We start from the raw sequence: 16,401 nt of genomic DNA, 5'->3' as shown, positions 1-16,401 counted from the left end.
GATGCTTCCGACAATCACTTGGAAGTATTTGCCGTATAGGCTTGGAAAGCGCGTGTCGCAGATCTCCCGGTTTGCGACCACTTTGGATATACGCAGCCACAGTGCGTGACGTAAGGGGCGACATGTTAGATCGATTGCAGCGTTTTCTCTCCGGCCTTTCAGGCGGCGAAAAGAAGACCTTTGCCCCCGGCGATCCGCGCCTGGCCGTGATGGCACTATGCATCCAGGTCATGGAATCGGACGGCCGGGTACTCGACACGGAGCGCGCAGCACTCCGCGAGCGGTTCCGCACACTCTACGGCCTGGACAAAGGGGAACTCGACGACCTGGTGGAAGCAGGAACGGCTGCCGCCAACGAAGCGATCGACTTCTTCCAGTTCACCTCCGAGCTGAAGCGGCAACTGTCGGAAGACCAGCGGGTGGATCTCGTCGGGCTATTGTGGGAGATCGTCTATGCGGACGGGGAACGCAGCGAGCTCGAGGACGACGCCATCTGGCGGATCGCCGAGCTGCTGGGCGTTTCCGGCCGCGAGCGGATCATGAAGCGTCAGGAGGTCGCGGGCAGACAGGGAGACGGCAAACCGGCCGGAGACGAGTAGCCTATGCCGAGACCGATCGAGGTGTCGGATGCGGGGCGCGCCATCGGCAATCGGGTGGACAGGGCCACTGGCCTCTGACATTTTGCAACCCGAGAACGCATCGCGCGCCAATCGTCAGCGGAGCGCGCGTGCGTCAGGACCTGGACCAGATGTTGCAGAAAACACGCCAACCGGGAGACAAACGCCCGATCCTCATCGTCCTCCATCAGGAGACCTCAAGTCCCGGTCGCGTCGGCCAGATTCTCCAGCAGATGGGCTACGCGCTGGATATTCGCAGACCCGTCCTGGAAGATCCGCTGCCTGAAACGCTGGATGGCCATGCCGGTGCGGTCGTCTTTGGCGGTCCGATGAGCGCCAATGACGAATTCGACTACGTCAAACGCGAGATTGACTGGCTGTCCGTGCCTCTCTCCGAAAACAGGCCGTTTCTCGGCATCTGCCTGGGCGCGCAGATGCTGGTCCGCCATCTCGGCGGCGAGGTGGGGCCGCATGTCGACGGCATGACGGAGATCGGCTGGTACCCGCTATGCCCCACCGAGCAGGGCCGCGAAATGATGGCCTGGCCGTCCATGGTCTACCAGTTTCATCGCGAGGGCTTCACCATCCCCTCCGGCGCCACGCTCCTGGCCAGAGGCGAGCACTATGAGAACCAGGCCTACAAATATGGCGCCAATGCCTGGGGCATACAATTTCATGGCGAACTGACGCTCGCGATGATGCATCGCTGGGTGGTTCATGGCGCGCACCGCTTCGAGCTGCCGGGCGCACAGGTCGGCCGCGCCCATCTCGATGGCCGGCTGATATACGATGCCGCCCTCAGGCAGTGGATGATGGGCTTCCTGGACCGGGTCTTTCACGAGAACTGAGCGCGCGCTCCTGTCATCCGGAGAGACGATTCTCGTCCGGAACGGCCAGAGAATCGATCTTGCGCAGCTTGGGGAACCAGAAGGCCCACAGAATGGACACCGCGATGGTGCCGATGCCCCCGACCACCACGGCAGGAATCGCACCGATCACCGATGCCATCGTGCCGGCCCTGAACTCGCCGAGTTCGTTCGATGCGCCGATGAAAACCATGTTGACCGCCGTCACCCGCCCGCGCAGCTCGTCCGGCGTCCAGAGCATGACGAGGGTATTGCGGACATAGACCGATATCATGTCGGAAGCGCCCATCAGGACCAGCGCCGCGATCGACAGCCACGCCCATTGCGACAGTCCGAAGACGACCGTGGCGAAGCCGAACAGGCCGACCCCGATCAGCATCAGCCGGCCTGCCCGGTGGCGGAGCGGGTGGGCGGCGAGCCAGACAGCCATGGCGACGGATCCGACGCCCGGCGCCGAGCGCAGCAGCCCAAGCCACCACGGGCCGAGTGCAAGGATGTCGCGAGCGAAGACGGGCATCAGGGCGATGGCGCCGCCGAGCAGTACGGCGAAAAGATCCAGCGAGATCGCGCCCAGCACGACCTTCTCCGCGCGGATATACCGGAACCCGGCAACGAGGCTTTCCCAGCTCCTCGTAGCGCCGGCCATGCGCTGCGGCGGCTTCGGGATGGAGATGACGGCCGCCGATGCCACCAGAAACAGAACGATGCTCACCACATAGGGCACGTTCGGCCCCAGCCCATAGAGCAGGCCGCCTGTCACGGGCCCGACGATCGTTGCCGTCTGCTGCGCCGTCGAATTCCACGCGATCGCGTTTGAAAGATCCTTGGCCGGCACGAGATTGGGTGCAAGAGACTGCATCGCGGGGCCCAAGAACGCCCGCGCGATGCCAAATACGGCCAGAACCGCGAAGACGGCCAGCGGTGCGAACAGGCTGAACGCCGTCAGCCCCAGGAGCGCCGCGGCGCAAAGAGTGCACACCACCAAGCAGACCGCCATGATCATGCGACGGTTGTAGCGATCGGCCACAGACCCCGTGACGAGGATCAGCAGCAGTGCAGGCGCGAACTGCACCAGCCCGATCAGGCCGAGCATGAAGGGGTCGCCGGTGAGGTCGTACATCTGCCAGCCGACCGCCACGCTGACGATCTGCGTCGAGAACGAATTGAAGAATCGCGAGACGAAGAACCGGGCATAGGACGTGTGCCGGAAGGCGGCGAACCGGTGGCCTTCGGTGGGCTTTGACATGCGGCTTGACTTTCATCTCTGCGGACGAACGCGATGCCGCGCATTAAACATGTTTGCGGGAGCAGCAACAGGGCCCACTTGCTGGCGAGGCGACCAATGGCTACATGTGGACGCAAGTAACCGGAGACAACGAGACCAATATGATTGCGATCATCAACACCCTGCTGTTCATCATCAGCATCGCGTGGTTCATCATCATCGCATCGGCCATTTTTTCCTGGCTCTATGCCTTCAACGTGATCAACACCAACAACCAGGTGATCGCCTCGATCGGCCGCGCGCTCTACAACCTGACCGAGCCGCTCTATCGCCCGATCCGTCGCTTCCTGCCGGACTTCGGCGGCGTGGATCTTTCGCCGATCGTGGTGCTGATTATCCTGTTCTTCCTGGAGCAGATCATCCGCAGCGTTCTCGCGCCGGCACTGCTGGGCCTTTGACCCGCCGTTGCCCTATCGGCGGCATGAACACCACATCAGCCTGACTGTTCGCCTGACGCCGAACGGCCGCCGCGATGGCATTGACGGCGTCGAAACGGATGCCGCGGGAGAGCGTCATTTAAAGATGCGCGTCCGCGCGGCACCGGAGAAAGGGCTTGCGAACAAGGCTCTGATCGCGCTCATCGCGAAATCTGCCGGCGTGGCGAAGTCGAACGTGTCGATCCTCAGCGGCGACACACAACGAAAGAAAATCCTCCGGATCGAGGGCGATCCGGAGGATATCGTCAAGAGGCTTGGCCTCTGAAATAAAGGCAGCGGCCGTGTGCCGGCTTACTTTGCAGCCTTGGCGCGCTCGATCGCTTCCTCGATGAGCTTGCCTGCGGTCGCAGCATCCTTCCAACCATAGATCTTCACCCACTTGCCGGGCTCGAGGTCCTTGTAGTGCTCGAAGAAGTGCTCGATCTGCTTCAACGTGATTTCCGGCAGATCGGTGTATTCCTTCACTTTCTCGTAGCGCAGCGTCAGGTGCGACGAGGGAACGGCGATGATCTTCTCGTCCTTGCCGGAATTGTCTTCCATCAGCAGAACGCCGATCGGGCGGACGTTGATGACGCAGCCCGGCACCAGCGGACGGGTCGAGGCGATCAGCACGTCGGCCGGATCGCCGTCTTCGGACAGCGTGTGCGGAATGAAACCGTAATTCCCCGGATAGGTCATCGGGGTGTAGAGGAAGCGATCCACGACGAGCGTGCCGGCATCCTTGTCCATTTCGTACTTGATCGGATGGCCGCCGACAGGAACCTCGACGATGACGTTGACGTCGTTCGGCGGGTTCTTGCCAATGGAGATTGCATCGATGCGCATGAGGGCTCCGTTAAGTGCAGTGGAATTCCGCGGCTTCGTAAAGCGAAACCCGCTGCAACGCAACAAGCCATTGGTAGCGGTGGGCCCGGCGTGGCAGGTTCGAGACGGCTGCCGCCTCAATTGCCAGGCGCTGCACCGAAGAATTCAAGCCGGGTCAGCATGGTGTAGTGCGCCTCGGGCGCCATCAGCGCCACGAAGACGAGCACGGCTATCGGGGGCAGCAGGATCGCATAGATCAGGGCCAGCCGCTCCCAGGCCATGTGCATGAACACCGCGACGATGAGACCTGCCTTCAACAGCATGAAGATGACGATCAGCGACCACCGCAGATAACCCTGCAGACCGATATAGTCGACGAGGTAGGAGCAGACGCTGAGGACGAACAGCAGCCCCCATACGACCAGATAGAGCTTGATCGGATGCTGCTGATGCTCGGCCGGCACAGTGGCCGGAGCCTGGACGTGTGCGGAGGTATCGACGGTTGCCTGTGCCATTGCACTGCCTCACCACAGATAGAAAAATGCGAAGATGAACACCCAGACGAGATCGACGAAGTGCCAGTAGAGTCCCATGATCTCGACGACTTCGTAGCGCCCCTTTCGGCTCGTGAAAAAGCCTCGCTTGCCCGTGTCGAAGTCGCCGCGCCAGACCTTGCGGGCGACGATGAACAGGAAGATCACACCGATCGTGACGTGTGTGCCGTGAAAGCCGGTGATCATGAAGAAGGACGAGCCGAACTGGGCCGCCCCCCACGGGTTGTCCCAAGGCCGCACGCCTTCATGGATCAGCTTCGTCCATTCGAAGGCCTGCATGCCGACGAAGGCGGCACCGAGGATCGCGGTCAGGACCATCAGCAGCGCTGTTTTCCGTCGTTCGTGGCGGTAGCCGAAGTTGACTGCCATCGCCATCGTGCCGCTGGAGGTGATCAGCACGAAGGTCATGATGGCGATCAGGATCAGCGGAATTTCATGACCGGCGATCGTCAGCGCGAAGACCTCGCTGGGGTTGGGCCACGGCACCGTGGTCGACATGCGCGCGGTCATGTAGGCGATCAGGAAGCAGCCGAAGATGAATGTGTCGCTGAGGAGGAAGATCCACATCATCGCCTTGCCCCAGGAGACGTTCTTGAACGCCTGCTGGTCGGAGGCCCAGTCGGATACGAAGCCGCGCATTCCGCCAGGCTGGCGATACGCCCCCGAGTGCGCCTGCGAGTGCGGCTGTGAGACAGGGGTTTGCACGCTCTCGGCCATCGCCTTCTCTCCTCACGCGATCAGTTGGCGGCAGAATTCAACGACGCTGCCGGCCCAGCCGGCAAACAGCGCCAGAAGCACCAGCCATATGGCAAGCATGAAATGCCAGTAGACGGCGCAAAGCTCCACACCGAGCCGAAGACGGGGAGAGACGGCGTCTTGCCTGCCAGCGAGCCGCGCCGTGCGGGCGAGCGCGATCATTCCGCCCAGGATATGCAGGCCGTGCAGGCCGCTGATCACATAGAAGAAGCTGGTCGCCGCGTCGTCACTCAGCGTGTAGCCGGCCGTCACCAGTTGACGCCAGGCGAAAACCTGCCCGGTCACGAAGGCGAGTGCGGTCGCAAGACCGGCGAGAAGCGCCGTCCGCAACCCGTCGAGCTGGCCGCGCGCAGCCTGTATCGCAGCCCAGTGAAGGCAGAGGCTGCTGGCGAAAAGGACGCCGGTATTGAGGTAAAGCAGCCGGGGCACCGGTGTCGTCCACCAGTCCTGCGTGCTGACGCGCATCAGATAGGCGCTGATGAAGAGCGTGAAAAGCGCGCCGACCACGGCGAGAAACACGCCAAGGCCGATCTTCTGCGCCGGCAGGCGCGATCCGCCAGCGTCACCGTCCCCCATGCCTGCGGCCCCGACACTTCCGACCTCGAGCCACGGCTTGGCCATCAGCCCCTGCCCTGCCAGCCACCATGCGATGATCGCGGCGATGACGGCGAGAAAGAGGATCATGGCGCTCATGCGACCGCCTCCCGTGTGACGCCGAGCGTTCCAGGCTGGTTCTGCGGGATGAAATCCTCCGCAGCGCCCGGCACGCTATAATCGTAGGCCCAGCGATAGACGATCGGCAGTTCCTTGCCCCAGTTGCCGTGCACGGGCGGCGTTTGCGGTGTCTGCCATTCCAGCGTCGTTGCCCGCCACGGATTTCCGCCGGCCTCGCGCCCGTGCCTGAGACTCCAGACCAGGTTGAACAGAAACATCATCTGCGCCGCCCCGACGATCAGCGCCACGACCGTGATGAACACGTTCAGGTCGTGTACCGAGGCGGGCACGAAGCTCGTCTCGCCGATCTCGTAGTAGCGGCGCGGCACGCCGACGAGCCCGACATAGTGCATCGGGAAGAAGATCAGATAGGCGCCGAGGAATGTAATCCAGAAATGCAACTGCCCCATGGCCTCGTTCAGCATCCGCCCGGTGACCTTCGGATACCAGTGGTAGATCGCCCCGAAGATGACGAGGATCGGCGCCACGCCCATCACCATGTGGAAATGCGCGACGACGAACATGGTGTCGGACAGCGGCACGTCGACGACGACGTTGCCGAGGAAGAGACCCGTCAGCCCGCCGTTGACGAAGGTGACGATGAAGGCGAGCGAAAACAGCATCGGCAAGGTGAGATGGATGTTTCCGCGCCAGAGCGTCAGCGCCCAGTTATAGACCTTGATCGCCGTCGGCACCGCGATGATCAGGGTCGTGGTGGCGAAGAAGAAGCCGAAGTACGGGTTCATGCCGCTGACATACATGTGGTGCGCCCACACGACGAAGGAGAGAGCGCCGATGATGACGATCGCCCAGACCATCATCCGGTAGCCGAAAATATTCTTGCGCGCATGCGTCGAGATCAGGTCGGAGACGATGCCGAAAGCCGGCAGCGCGACGATATAGACCTCCGGATGGCCGAAGAACCAGAACAGATGCTGGAACATGATGGGGCTGCCGCCACCGTGCTTGAGCTGTTCGCCCATCTCCACGATGGCCGGCATGAAGAAGCTGGTGCCGGCTAGCCGGTCGAACAGCATCATCACGCAGGCGACGAACAACGCAGGGAAGGCCAGCAGCGCCATGACCGTGGCGGTGAAGATGCCCCAGACGGTCAGTGGCAGGCGCATCAGCGTCATGCCGCGTGTGCGCCCCTGCAGCACCGTGACCACGTAGTTCAGCCCGCCCATCGTGAAGCCGATCACGAAGATGATCAACGAGACGAGCATGAGGATGATGCCCCATTGCTGCCCGCCGGGGGTATTGGCGAGGATCGCCTGCGGTGGATAGAGCGTCCAGCCGGCACCCGTCGGGCCGCCCGGGGTGAAGAAGCTCGCAACGAGAACGACCACCGCCAGCAGATAGAGCCAGTAGCTCAGCATATTCGCATAGGGAAACACCATGTCCCGCGCGCCGACCATCAACGGAATCAGGTAGTTGCCGAATCCGCCGAGAAAGAGTGCCGTCAGCAGGTAGATCACCATGATCATGCCGTGCATGGTGATGAACTGGTAGTAGCGGTCGGCATCGATGAACGGCAGAACGCCGGGGAAGGCGAGCTGGATGCGCATCAGCCAGGAGAGCACCAGCGCCACCAGCCCGATCGCGATCGCCGTGCAGGCATACTGGATGGCGATGACCTTCGCATCCTGGCTGAAGACGTAGCGCGTCCACCAGCTATGCGGATGATAGAGCTCCACGTCCTCGACTGCTGCCGGCGTTATGAGGTCGTTTCCGTCGTGGCTGGCATCGACCATGTTCTCCTCCTGCCGGGCAATGCCCAGCCTGCCCGGTGCTCATCGCTCTCCCGGAGCTTGTGCCATCTCGGCCGGCACCGGCAGCCCTTCCGGCTCGGCCTGCGCCTGTAGTTGCGTGAATGTCGGCTGTTCAGAGAGCCAGACCTGGTAGTCCGCTTCGGTGTCTACGACCACCGTGCCGCGCATTACCGAATGACCCACACCGCAGAGCTCCGCACAAAGAACATCGAACGTCCCGGTGCGCGTCGGTGTCAGCCAGAAATAGGTGACCATGCCGGGGATCATGTCCATCTTGGCCCGAAATTCCGGCACGTAGAAATTATGGAGAACGTCGATGGAGCGCAGCAGCACCTTGACAGGCTTGCCGACCGGTAGATGCAGCTCTCCTCCCTCGATGACGATATCATCCAGAGCGCTGGCATCAGCCTTGTCTATCCCGAGCGCATTGTCCGGCGAGACGTCACGCGTCTCCGCCCGTCCGAGTTTGCCATCCGCGCCCGGCAGGCGGAAGCTCCACAGCCACTGCTGGCCGACTACTTCGACTTGTGCGGCACCGGGCGGGACGGTGATGAACTGGTGCCAAACGAACAGTCCCGGCGCGAGCATGACCACGACGCCGAGCGCCGTACCTGCGGCAAGCCCGCCCTCCAGCCGGCGGTTTTCCGGCTCGTAGGCGGCCCGGCGGCCGGGATCATGACGGAAGCGCCAGACGCAATAGGCAAGGAAAAGCACGACGGCGACGAACACCGCCCCGGTGATCCAGAAGGTGATGACGAGCGTGTGGTCGATATAGCTCCAGTTTGACGCGATCGGAGTCCACCACCATGGGCTCAGGATGTGAAACAGCACCGAGCCGACCGCGATCGCAACAAGCACCAGTACGACTGCCATTTCCGTCCCTCCCGCCCTGTCGGCCGTGGACATGAAGCTGCAATCTCAACCCTGTTACATGTGAATTATCTCACGAACGAAAAACACAAGCAATTACAGGTTGGCGTTCGCGGCGCGCGGGCCCGTTGCCGGACCAGCCCTCACGGCGAATACTGCTTCAGATAGGCGAGCAGGTTGGATATGTCCGTATCGTCCTTCAGCCCCGCAAACACCATCTTCGTGCCCTTCAGCTTGGCCTTCGGATTGTGGAGATAGTCGCGCAATGTCGCCTCGTCCCAGACCAGGCCGCCCTTGCCCGCATCCACCATCGCGGCCGAATACTTGAAATCCGGATGTGTCCCGGCAGCACGTCCGATCACCCCTTGAAGCGATGGGCCGACCTTGTTGGTATCGGTATCTGCGGCGTGGCATATCGCGCACTTCTTGAAGACGATGGCGCCCGCGGCCGCGTCGCCCTCCTGCGCATTCGAAGGCAGGTTGGCGCCAAGACAAATGGCAAACGACAAAAGCACACGACGCATGGCAAGCTTCTCCTCCCTGGAGGTTGCCAGAGAGCCTGGACGCCGATGCACGAACCCACCGTCGCCGGCAGCCCCCGCCACGAACTCCGCGCCAACCAGATGGCGACGCGCGCGACACCTATTCAGGTAAGGCCGGCAGCGAAGAAGTCAATCTACCGCATTCGGAGGATGCCGCATGGACACTCTTGCCAGAACGAAACGGCCCTGCGTCTGCTATCGCGAACAACAACAGGATGGAGCGCTGTGGCGGATCCCGTTTCGCCGTGTGCGAGCGAGGCTCAGCGGAAGATGAAGCCGATTTTCTTGAGTTCCTTTTCGGCGAAGTTCTCCATGCCCTCGGCGATATCGACGCCGCCGGCGGAGCGGAAGAAGCTGCTGGCAAGCTGGCTGTCTTCGAGGCACCAGACAACGAACCCCTCGCAGCCGAGCGATTTCAGCAGCCTGCGGCTTTCGCCGAACAGCAGGCGCCCGAGCCCGATGCCCTGATATTCGGGGCGCAGATAGATCTCGTAGATTTCACCATCCTGCGGCAGGGCGCGGGCGCGGTTCAGGCCGAGCGTCGCATAGCCGGCGACGACGCCGGCGACGTCCAGCACCAGAAGCGTGGCCGGACCGCGCGTGGCCTTGCGCCACCAGGTCTCGTCGCGCCGCTGCACCATCTGCGTCAGCGGCTTGTGCGGGATGATCCCGCCATAGGCCTGGAGCCAGGACGCGCGGTGAGCCTCGGAGATGGCCCCTGCATCCTGCGGCTCGGCGCGCCGCACATCGATCGATAGTGTTTTCATCGAAATGACTCTAAACCCGCACAGACTCCGCCGGAATCCCGGGTGAATCCGGGGACCCCCTTGCCCACAGGCAAGTTTGCTTGCGGCGTCCTGGAAAGTTAACGCTTTTTTAAGATTGCCGACAAGGCGTAACAGGGTTGCACACACATGAAAAAGGCCCCGGCATTTCTACCGGGGCCTCGATCGATTTGGGGATGGTCTGGCGTAGTTTCAGCGCGAATCAGGCAGCACCGGCCGTACGCGACTTCTCGAATCGCTTGCGGTCGTTCGGATCGAGATACAGCTTGCGCAGGCGGATCGACTTCGGCGTCACTTCGACGAGTTCGTCGTCCTGGATCCAGGAAAGCGCACGCTCCAGCGTCATCTTGATCGGCGGCGTCAGGCGAACGGCTTCATCCTTGCCGGCGGCGCGGATGTTGGTCAGCTTCTTGCCCTTCAGCACGTTCACTTCCAGGTCGTTGTCGCGCGAGTGGATGCCGACGATCATGCCCATATAGACCTTCTCGCCAGCGTCGATGACCATCGGGCCGCGGTCCTCGAGGTTGAAGAGTGCATAGGCGACGGCTTCGCCCGCTTCGTTGGCCAGCAGCACGCCGTTGACGCGACCGCCGATCTCGCCCTTGTAGGGCTGGTAGTCGTGGAACAGGCGGTTCATGATCGCCGTGCCGCGCGTATCCGTCAGAAGTTCCGACTGGTAGCCAATGAGGCCGCGGGTCGGCGCGAAGAAGACGAGACGGACGCGATTGCCGCCCGAAGGACGCAGCTCGACCATCTCGGCCTTGCGCTCGGACATCTTCTGCACGACAACGCCGGAATGTTCTTCATCGACGTCGATGACGACTTCCTCGATCGGCTCCAGCATCTGGCCGGTCGCCTCGTCCTTGTGCATGACGACGCGCGGACGCGATACGGCAAGCTCGAAGCCTTCGCGGCGCATGGTCTCGATCAGAACGGCAAGCTGCAGTTCGCCGCGGCCCGAGACGAAGAACGAATCCTTGTCGCCGGACTCTTCGATCTTTAAGGCCACGTTGCCTTCGGCTTCCTTGAACAGACGGTCACGGATCACGCGGCTCGTCACCTTGTCGCCTTCGGTGCCGGCAAGCGGGCTGTCGTTGACGATGAAGGACATGGTGACGGTCGGCGGGTCGATCGGCTGCGCCTTCAGCGCTTCCGAAACGGACGGATCGCAGAACGTGTCGGCGACCGTGCCCTTGGTGAGGCCGGCGATCGCGACGATGTCACCTGCCTGCGCTTCCTCGATCGCCGTGCGCTCGATGCCGCGGAAGGCGAGGATCTTCGAGATGCGGCCGTTCTCGATCAGCTTGCCGTCCTGGCCCAGAACCTTGACGGCCTGGTTCGGCTTGATCGAGCCGGAATGGATGCGGCCGGTGATGATGCGGCCGAGGAAGGGGTTGGCTTCCAGGATCGTGCCGATCATGCGGAACGGACCCTCAGCGACCGTCGGCTCCGGCACATGCTTGAGCACGAGATCGAGCAGCGGCGCCATGCCCTCGTCCTGCGGGCCTTCCGGGTTGACATTCATCCAGCCGTTACGGCCCGAACCGTAGAGGATCGGGAAATCGAGCTGCTCGTCGGTCGCGTCAAGATTGGCGAACAGGTCGAACACCTCGTTCAGCACTTCCTCGTGACGGCCGTCCGGACGGTCGATCTTGTTGATAGCGACGATCGGCTTCAGGCCGACCTTGAGCGCCTTGCCGACGACGAACTTGGTCTGCGGCATCGGGCCTTCCGACGAGTCGACCAGAACGATGGCACCGTCCACCATCGACAGGATGCGCTCGACTTCGCCGCCGAAGTCGGCGTGGCCGGGCGTGTCGACGATGTTGATGCGATGCCCCTTCCACTCCACCGAGGTGGCCTTGGCGAGGATGGTGATGCCGCGTTCCTTTTCGAGATCGTTCGAGTCCATCACGCGTTCGGCAACGCGCTGGTTTTCGCGGAACGAGCCGGACTGCTTCAGGAGTTCGTCGACGAGCGTGGTCTTGCCATGGTCGACGTGCGCGATGATCGCGATATTGCGAATGGACATATCTAAATCTCTGAGTTTTGGGGCGCGCACGAAAGAAGAGGCGCCACGTGCATTTGGCGCGCTCCATACATGGTTTTACGCAATTGCGAAAGAGGCAGGCGGAAACTCTGTCTTGCGCGCCATGCAGACCGCAGGTCGCCGGCATTCATGACGTCACCGCCGGATCGAGCGTCACGCTCCACAGCCCGCGGTCCTCGCGGTCCATCAGCCGCACCGTCATCTGCTCGCTCGAACCGTCGATATCGACGAGGCCGAAGAACTGCAGGCCTGCCGACGGCGGCAGGTTGCTGTCGACGCCACCGCCTGACGCCTTGATGAAGCGGACCTCCGGCCCGAAGGTCATGTCCAGCGGATGCGGCCCGTAGGTCCCCGAATGCAGGGGCCCTGACACGAACTCCCAGAACGGCTCGAATTCCTTGAACGTGGCCCGGGCCGGGTCGTAGTGATGGGCGGCGGTGTAGTGAATGTCCGCCGTCAGCCAAACGACGTTACGAATGGCATTGTCGCGCATGAAGGTGAGCAGATCGGCGATCTCGCGCTCGCGCGCTGCCGGCGGCCCGTTCAGCCCGTCCGCCACGCCTTCATAGCCGAGCTTGCGGCCGTAGTCGTCCCAGATCACCACACCGAGCGGCATGTCGCAGGCGATCACCTTCCAGGTGGCCCGGGAGGCGGCAAGCTCGCGTTTCAGCCAGTCCGCCTGTCGCCAGCCGAACAGGCCGAGGTCGGTACCCCTGTTCGCCGTCCGGTAGGAGCGAAGATCGACGAAGAAGACGTCGAGAAGCGGACCGTAGGCGACCTTACGGAAGATCCGACCCGGCTCGGTCGGAAAATAGCGGATCGGCGCCATTTCCTGAAACGCCCGCATCGCGCGCCGGGCATAGACGGCAACATCCTTCTCCGGATACCGCGGATCATCGCGCAGGTCGGTCGAGGGGGACCAGTTGTTCAGCACTTCGTGGTCGTCCCACTGGAAGAAGGTCGGCACCTGCGCATTGAAATCCAGGAGATGCCGGTCGAGCAGGTTGTACTTCCACTGCCCGCGATATTCGTCGAGCGTGCGCGCCACCTCGCGCTTCTCGTCGGTGACGACGCGGTTCTTCCAGATCGTGCCGTCGCGCAGCTTGATCTCGTCGGGGATCGGATTGTCCGCATAGATGGTATCGCCGGAATGGATGAAGAAATCCGGCTCGTGCAGAACCATGGTCGAATATGTCTTCATGCCGACGTCGTCGATGCCCCAGCCCTGCCCCGCCGTGTCCCCGGACCAGACGAAGCGGATCGAGCGCCGGCGCAGCGGCGCCGTCCTGAACCGGCCGACGATCGGCTCGGAGACGAGATGGCTGGAAGTGGGATCGCTGGCCGTCAGCCGATAGAAGATGTCCTGGTCCGGCAGCAAATCGGTCAGGAGGTGCTTGGCGGCAAAGTCGGTCTCGCGCCCCGCCTTCAGGACCGGGCCGCGGGTCGCGTTCGTGAAGCTTTCGGTGGTGGAATATTCGACCGCTATCTCCACCGGCCTGTCCGCCCGCGCCCAGATCATGCCCGACGACGTATCAACGTCGCCGGACTGGACGCCGTGGGTAAAGACCGGGCTGCCGTGCCTGCGGGCATAGTGCGGCACGGCAAGCGCCGAGGATGCAGCCAAACCCGCGGCCCCGGCCGTCGCAAGGAAGGAGCGCCGTGTCAGGACGTCGGCCGCTTTCGCCATGGATCCCCCGTCGATTAGGCGCGAATCGCCGGCCGGTCCGCGCGCGGCCGACCATCGGGGGAGCACATGTCACAGGCGTTACGGATCGATGACGCCGGCGATACAGTTCGGTGACGGGGAGATGACGAGGATCCGACGGGCGGACGGCGGCCGGACCATTGCGGACCGAAGCGGCATCGCTTCGGTCCGCAATGCGGCAATAGCAATGCCTAGCCCGCCAGCCCCTTCTTTTCCAGCATCGCGTCGATCGTCGGCAGCTTGCCACGGAAGGCCTTGTAGGCATCCTCGGGATCGACGGCGCCGCCGACGGAGTAGATGTTGGCCTTCAGCTTTGCCGCCATGCCGGGGTCGAAGGCATCGCCCGTCTCGGTGAAAGCGGCAAACGCATCGGCATCCAGAACTTCCGACCACATGTAGGAGTAGTAGCCGGCCGAATAGCCGTCGCCGGAAAAGACATGCTGGAAATGCGGGGTGGCGTGGCGCATGACGATCGAGGCCGGCATCCGGATCTTCTTCAGTACCTCGCCCTGCACCGCCATCGGGTCCTCGACGGCGCCTTGCGTGTGGAACGCCATGTCGACCAGCGCCGAGGAGGTGAACTCCACGGTGTTGAACCCGGCATTGAAGGTCCGCGCGGCCAGCACCTTGTCGAGCAGCGCCTGCGGCATCGGCTCCCCGGTCTCGTAGTGCACCGCATAGGTCTTCAGGATTTCCGGCACCGTCAGCCAGTGCTCGTAGAGCTGCGAGGGCAGTTCCACGAAGTCGCGGGAAACGCCCGTGCCCGAGACGGACGGATAGGTGACGTCGGAGAGCATGCCGTGCAGCGCGTGGCCGAACTCATGGAACAGCGTGCGGGCGTCGTCGAGCGACAGCAGCGCCGGCTTGCCCTCGGCGGGCTTGGCGAAATTGCAGACGTTGTAGATGATCGGAAGCTCTCCGATCGACCCGTTCTTCGACGGCAGCTTGTGCTGGCTCTGGTAGGCGCTCATCCAGGCGCCCGAGCGTTTGGACGGGCGGGCAAAGTAGTCACCGAGGAACATGGCGACCAGCTTGCCGTCGCGGTTACGGATCTCGAAGACGCGCACGTCTGGATGATAGACAGGCACGCCCGCAAGCGGCACGGCGTGAATGCCGAACAGCCGCTCGGCGACGTCGAAGCAGGCCTCGATTACCTTTTCAAGTTGCAGGTAGGGTTTCAGCTCCGCTTCGGAAAAGTCAAACTTCTCCGCCCTCAGCTTTTCGGCGTAGTACCGCCAGTCCCACGGCAGGACGGGATGGTTGCGGCCTTCGGCCGCCACGAGGCGGGCAAGCTCCTGCTCTTCCTCGCCGGCACGCGCCACCGCCTTGTCCCAGACCTGCGTCAGCAGATCGTTCACCGCCTCGGGCGTCTTCGCCATGGTGTTGTCGAGCTTCAGCGCCGCGTAGTTTTCATAGCCCAGCAAGCCTGCCTTTTCCGCCCGAAGCGCCAGCGTCTCGCGCACGATCTCGCGGTTATCGGTGGCGCCGCCATTCATACCGCGCGCGATCCAGGCCCGGAACGCCTGCTCGCGCAGGTCGCGGCGGTTGGAGAAGGTGAGAAAAGGCTCGATGATCGAACGCGACAGGGTCACCGCGTACTTGCCGTCCGCGCCCCGCTCGCGCGCGGCGGCCGCCATCGCATCCTTCAGGAACCCGGGAAGCCCTTCGAGGTCCGCCACGTCGGAAAGGAGCAGTGACCAGTCCTTCTCGTCGGCAAGCACGTTCTGGCCGAACTGCGCGCCAAGGCCGGCAAGCCGCTCGTTAATGGCAGACAGGCGTTCCTGCTTCGGCTTTTCAAGTTTCGCACCCGACTTGACGAAGCCCTTCCAGTGCCGCTCCAACACCCGCATCTGCTCGACGGAAAGGCCGAGCGTGTCGCGTTGCTCCCAGAGCGCATCGATACGGGCGAAGAGTTCAGCATTGTTGCCGATCTTGGAGTAGTGTCGCGACATCTTCGGCGCGATCTCGCGCTCCAGCGCCTGGATGACATCGTTCGTATTGGCTCCGGCGCGGCTCCAGAACAGAGCCGAAACCCGGGAAAGCTCGTCGCCGGCGATCTCGAGCGCCACCACGGTATTGTCGAAACTCGCAGCAGCGGGGTTCTTGGCGATCGCCTCGATTTCGGCCTCGTGCAGGATGAGGGCCGCATCGAAGGCATCGGCAAAGCTGTCGTCGGAGACGAGGTCGAAGCGCGGCAGGCCGTTGATCCCGCTCCAGTCGACCAAAGCGGGGCTGATTTTCGAAGTTGCGCTCATGATTGTCCTCGTCATCGCGGCAGGTTGAGGTGCCGAATATAGGAACAGAATCCGCAGTTGTGTACGCTTGCCGCTGCATTTCTTGCATGAAGCCTTTCGGGACAGGCACCCCACACGCGCGGCCGACATCAAATTCACTTGACGAAAAGGTGATGTTCGGGGAAATACATAGGTGCTGCGGACCCGGACATCCCGCCGCAGCACAAACTTTGGTGCCGGGCCCCTCTGGCGAGAGTTTTACGGCGCTCTCGTGATGTCGGTACCGCCAGCATTTGAGCCGGCGGATTCAAAAACATGAAAATCCTCCCCATGCCTGACGCGCATGCCCGTTCCGGCACGCGCATTTTCAACTCCTGCACCGCGCTGAATACAATCGCACCGGAAAGCGA

The 16,401-nt window shown here is 62.8% G+C and carries 16 protein-coding genes; 4 read left to right on the top strand and 12 right to left on the bottom strand.

Features of this window, described 5'->3' with window-relative positions; all coding sequences use genetic code 11:
• Nucleotides 1-122: 122 nt before the first annotated feature.
• Both CRO48_RS17660 and CRO48_RS17655 read left to right on the top strand, forming a co-directional pair.
• Nucleotides 123-599, top strand: coding sequence for a tellurite resistance TerB family protein (locus CRO48_RS17660; RefSeq protein ID WP_097141187.1), 477 nt, complete (start codon nt 123-125; stop codon nt 597-599).
• Between the two features lie 149 nt (nt 600-748).
• The gene (locus CRO48_RS17655) at nt 749-1,465 is read left to right on the top strand and encodes a glutamine amidotransferase (protein ID WP_097141344.1); all 717 of its coding nucleotides are present in this window, start codon (nt 749-751) and stop codon (nt 1,463-1,465) included.
• 13 nt (nt 1,466-1,478) lie between these two features.
• Here the strand turns inward: CRO48_RS17655 and CRO48_RS17650 are convergent, their stop codons facing one another.
• The gene (locus CRO48_RS17650) at nt 1,479-2,729 is read right to left on the bottom strand and encodes an MFS transporter (protein WP_097141186.1); all 1,251 of its coding nucleotides are present in this window, start codon (nt 2,727-2,729) and stop codon (nt 1,479-1,481) included.
• A gap of 140 nt (nt 2,730-2,869) precedes the next feature.
• Between CRO48_RS17650 and CRO48_RS17645 the strand changes: the two genes are divergently transcribed.
• Both CRO48_RS17645 and CRO48_RS17640 read left to right on the top strand, forming a co-directional pair.
• Nucleotides 2,870-3,166, top strand: a complete 297-nt coding sequence (locus CRO48_RS17645) for a YggT family protein (RefSeq protein ID WP_097141185.1) — start codon at nt 2,870-2,872, stop codon at nt 3,164-3,166.
• Nucleotides 3,167-3,173: 7 nt separating this feature from the next.
• The gene (locus CRO48_RS17640) at nt 3,174-3,470 is read left to right on the top strand and encodes a DUF167 domain-containing protein (protein WP_097141184.1); all 297 of its coding nucleotides are present in this window, start codon (nt 3,174-3,176) and stop codon (nt 3,468-3,470) included.
• Nucleotides 3,471-3,496: 26 nt separating this feature from the next.
• On the opposite strand, the gene ppa is transcribed toward CRO48_RS17640, so the two are convergent.
• The 11 genes from ppa to CRO48_RS17585 all read right to left on the bottom strand — a co-directional run bounded on the left by ppa (nt 3,497) and on the right by CRO48_RS17585 (nt 16,012).
• Complete coding sequence (ppa, locus tag CRO48_RS17635; protein WP_097141183.1) at nt 3,497-4,030, bottom strand: inorganic diphosphatase; 534 nt, start codon at nt 4,028-4,030, stop codon at nt 3,497-3,499.
• 116 nt (nt 4,031-4,146) lie between these two features.
• Nucleotides 4,147-4,524 carry a cytochrome C oxidase subunit IV family protein gene (locus CRO48_RS17630; RefSeq protein WP_097141182.1) on the bottom strand — a complete coding sequence of 126 codons (378 nt, stop codon included), beginning with the start codon at nt 4,522-4,524 and terminating at the stop codon, nt 4,147-4,149.
• A gap of 9 nt (nt 4,525-4,533) precedes the next feature.
• Entirely contained in the window at nt 4,534-5,280 is a 747-nt protein-coding gene (locus tag CRO48_RS17625; protein ID WP_097141181.1) for a heme-copper oxidase subunit III family protein, read from the bottom strand.
• A 12-nt stretch (nt 5,281-5,292) separates the two neighbouring features.
• A complete protein-coding gene (locus tag CRO48_RS17620; protein ID WP_097141180.1) occupies nt 5,293-6,012 on the bottom strand; it encodes a cytochrome c oxidase subunit 3 in 720 nt (239 codons plus the stop codon).
• Complete coding sequence (locus tag CRO48_RS17615) at nt 6,009-7,787, bottom strand: cbb3-type cytochrome c oxidase subunit I (RefSeq protein ID WP_097141179.1); 1,779 nt, start codon at nt 7,785-7,787, stop codon at nt 6,009-6,011. Before CRO48_RS17615 ends, CRO48_RS17620 begins: the two co-directional genes overlap by 4 nt.
• 39 nt (nt 7,788-7,826) lie before the next feature.
• Entirely contained in the window at nt 7,827-8,678 is an 852-nt protein-coding gene (locus CRO48_RS17610; protein WP_097141178.1) for a cytochrome c oxidase subunit II, read from the bottom strand.
• Between the two features lie 140 nt (nt 8,679-8,818).
• A complete protein-coding gene (locus CRO48_RS17605; protein WP_097141177.1) occupies nt 8,819-9,199 on the bottom strand; it encodes a c-type cytochrome in 381 nt (126 codons plus the stop codon).
• A gap of 278 nt (nt 9,200-9,477) precedes the next feature.
• Nucleotides 9,478-9,984: a GNAT family N-acetyltransferase gene (locus CRO48_RS17600; RefSeq protein ID WP_097141176.1), complete on the bottom strand. Its 507-nt coding sequence runs from the start codon at nt 9,982-9,984 to the stop codon at nt 9,478-9,480.
• Nucleotides 9,985-10,204: 220 nt separating this feature from the next.
• The gene (gene typA, locus CRO48_RS17595) at nt 10,205-12,034 is read right to left on the bottom strand and encodes a translational GTPase TypA (RefSeq protein WP_097141175.1); all 1,830 of its coding nucleotides are present in this window, start codon (nt 12,032-12,034) and stop codon (nt 10,205-10,207) included.
• A gap of 145 nt (nt 12,035-12,179) precedes the next feature.
• Entirely contained in the window at nt 12,180-13,739 is a 1,560-nt protein-coding gene (locus CRO48_RS17590; RefSeq protein ID WP_097141174.1) for an alkaline phosphatase D family protein, read from the bottom strand.
• Nucleotides 13,740-13,948: 209 nt separating this feature from the next.
• Entirely contained in the window at nt 13,949-16,012 is a 2,064-nt protein-coding gene (locus tag CRO48_RS17585) for a M3 family metallopeptidase (RefSeq protein ID WP_097141173.1), read from the bottom strand.
• Between the last annotated feature and the right edge of the window lie 389 nt (nt 16,013-16,401).

It is taken from the genome of Rhizobium subbaraonis, from assembly GCF_900220975.1.
Lineage (GTDB): Bacteria > Pseudomonadota > Alphaproteobacteria > Rhizobiales > Rhizobiaceae > Mycoplana > Mycoplana subbaraonis.
This window is presented reverse-complemented; position numbering and strand designations above follow the sequence as displayed.

Bases quoted from the DNA above. Each gene is read 5' to 3' on its own strand.
- CRO48_RS17620 (WP_097141180.1), bottom strand. From the start codon at position 6,012: ATGAGCGCCATGATCCTCTTTCTCGCCGTCATCGCCGCGATCATCGCA.
- CRO48_RS17660 (WP_097141187.1), top strand. From the start codon at position 123: ATGTTAGATCGATTGCAGCGTTTTCTCTCCGGCCTTTCAGGCGGCGAA.
- CRO48_RS17585 (WP_097141173.1), bottom strand. From the start codon at position 16,012: ATGAGCGCAACTTCGAAAATCAGCCCCGCTTTGGTCGACTGGAGCGGG.
- CRO48_RS17600 (WP_097141176.1), bottom strand. From the start codon at position 9,984: ATGAAAACACTATCGATCGATGTGCGGCGCGCCGAGCCGCAGGATGCA.
- CRO48_RS17655 (WP_097141344.1), top strand. From the start codon at position 749: ATGTTGCAGAAAACACGCCAACCGGGAGACAAACGCCCGATCCTCATC.
- CRO48_RS17590 (WP_097141174.1), bottom strand. From the start codon at position 13,739: ATGGCGAAAGCGGCCGACGTCCTGACACGGCGCTCCTTCCTTGCGACG.
- CRO48_RS17650 (WP_097141186.1), bottom strand. From the start codon at position 2,729: ATGTCAAAGCCCACCGAAGGCCACCGGTTCGCCGCCTTCCGGCACACG.
- CRO48_RS17630 (WP_097141182.1), bottom strand. From the start codon at position 4,524: ATGGCACAGGCAACCGTCGATACCTCCGCACACGTCCAGGCTCCGGCC.
- CRO48_RS17625 (WP_097141181.1), bottom strand. From the start codon at position 5,280: ATGGCCGAGAGCGTGCAAACCCCTGTCTCACAGCCGCACTCGCAGGCG.
- CRO48_RS17615 (WP_097141179.1), bottom strand. From the start codon at position 7,787: ATGGTCGATGCCAGCCACGACGGAAACGACCTCATAACGCCGGCAGCA.
- CRO48_RS17610 (WP_097141178.1), bottom strand. From the start codon at position 8,678: ATGGCAGTCGTACTGGTGCTTGTTGCGATCGCGGTCGGCTCGGTGCTG.
- ppa (WP_097141183.1), bottom strand. From the start codon at position 4,030: ATGCGCATCGATGCAATCTCCATTGGCAAGAACCCGCCGAACGACGTC.
- CRO48_RS17605 (WP_097141177.1), bottom strand. From the start codon at position 9,199: ATGCGTCGTGTGCTTTTGTCGTTTGCCATTTGTCTTGGCGCCAACCTG.
- typA (WP_097141175.1), bottom strand. From the start codon at position 12,034: ATGTCCATTCGCAATATCGCGATCATCGCGCACGTCGACCATGGCAAG.
- CRO48_RS17645 (WP_097141185.1), top strand. From the start codon at position 2,870: ATGATTGCGATCATCAACACCCTGCTGTTCATCATCAGCATCGCGTGG.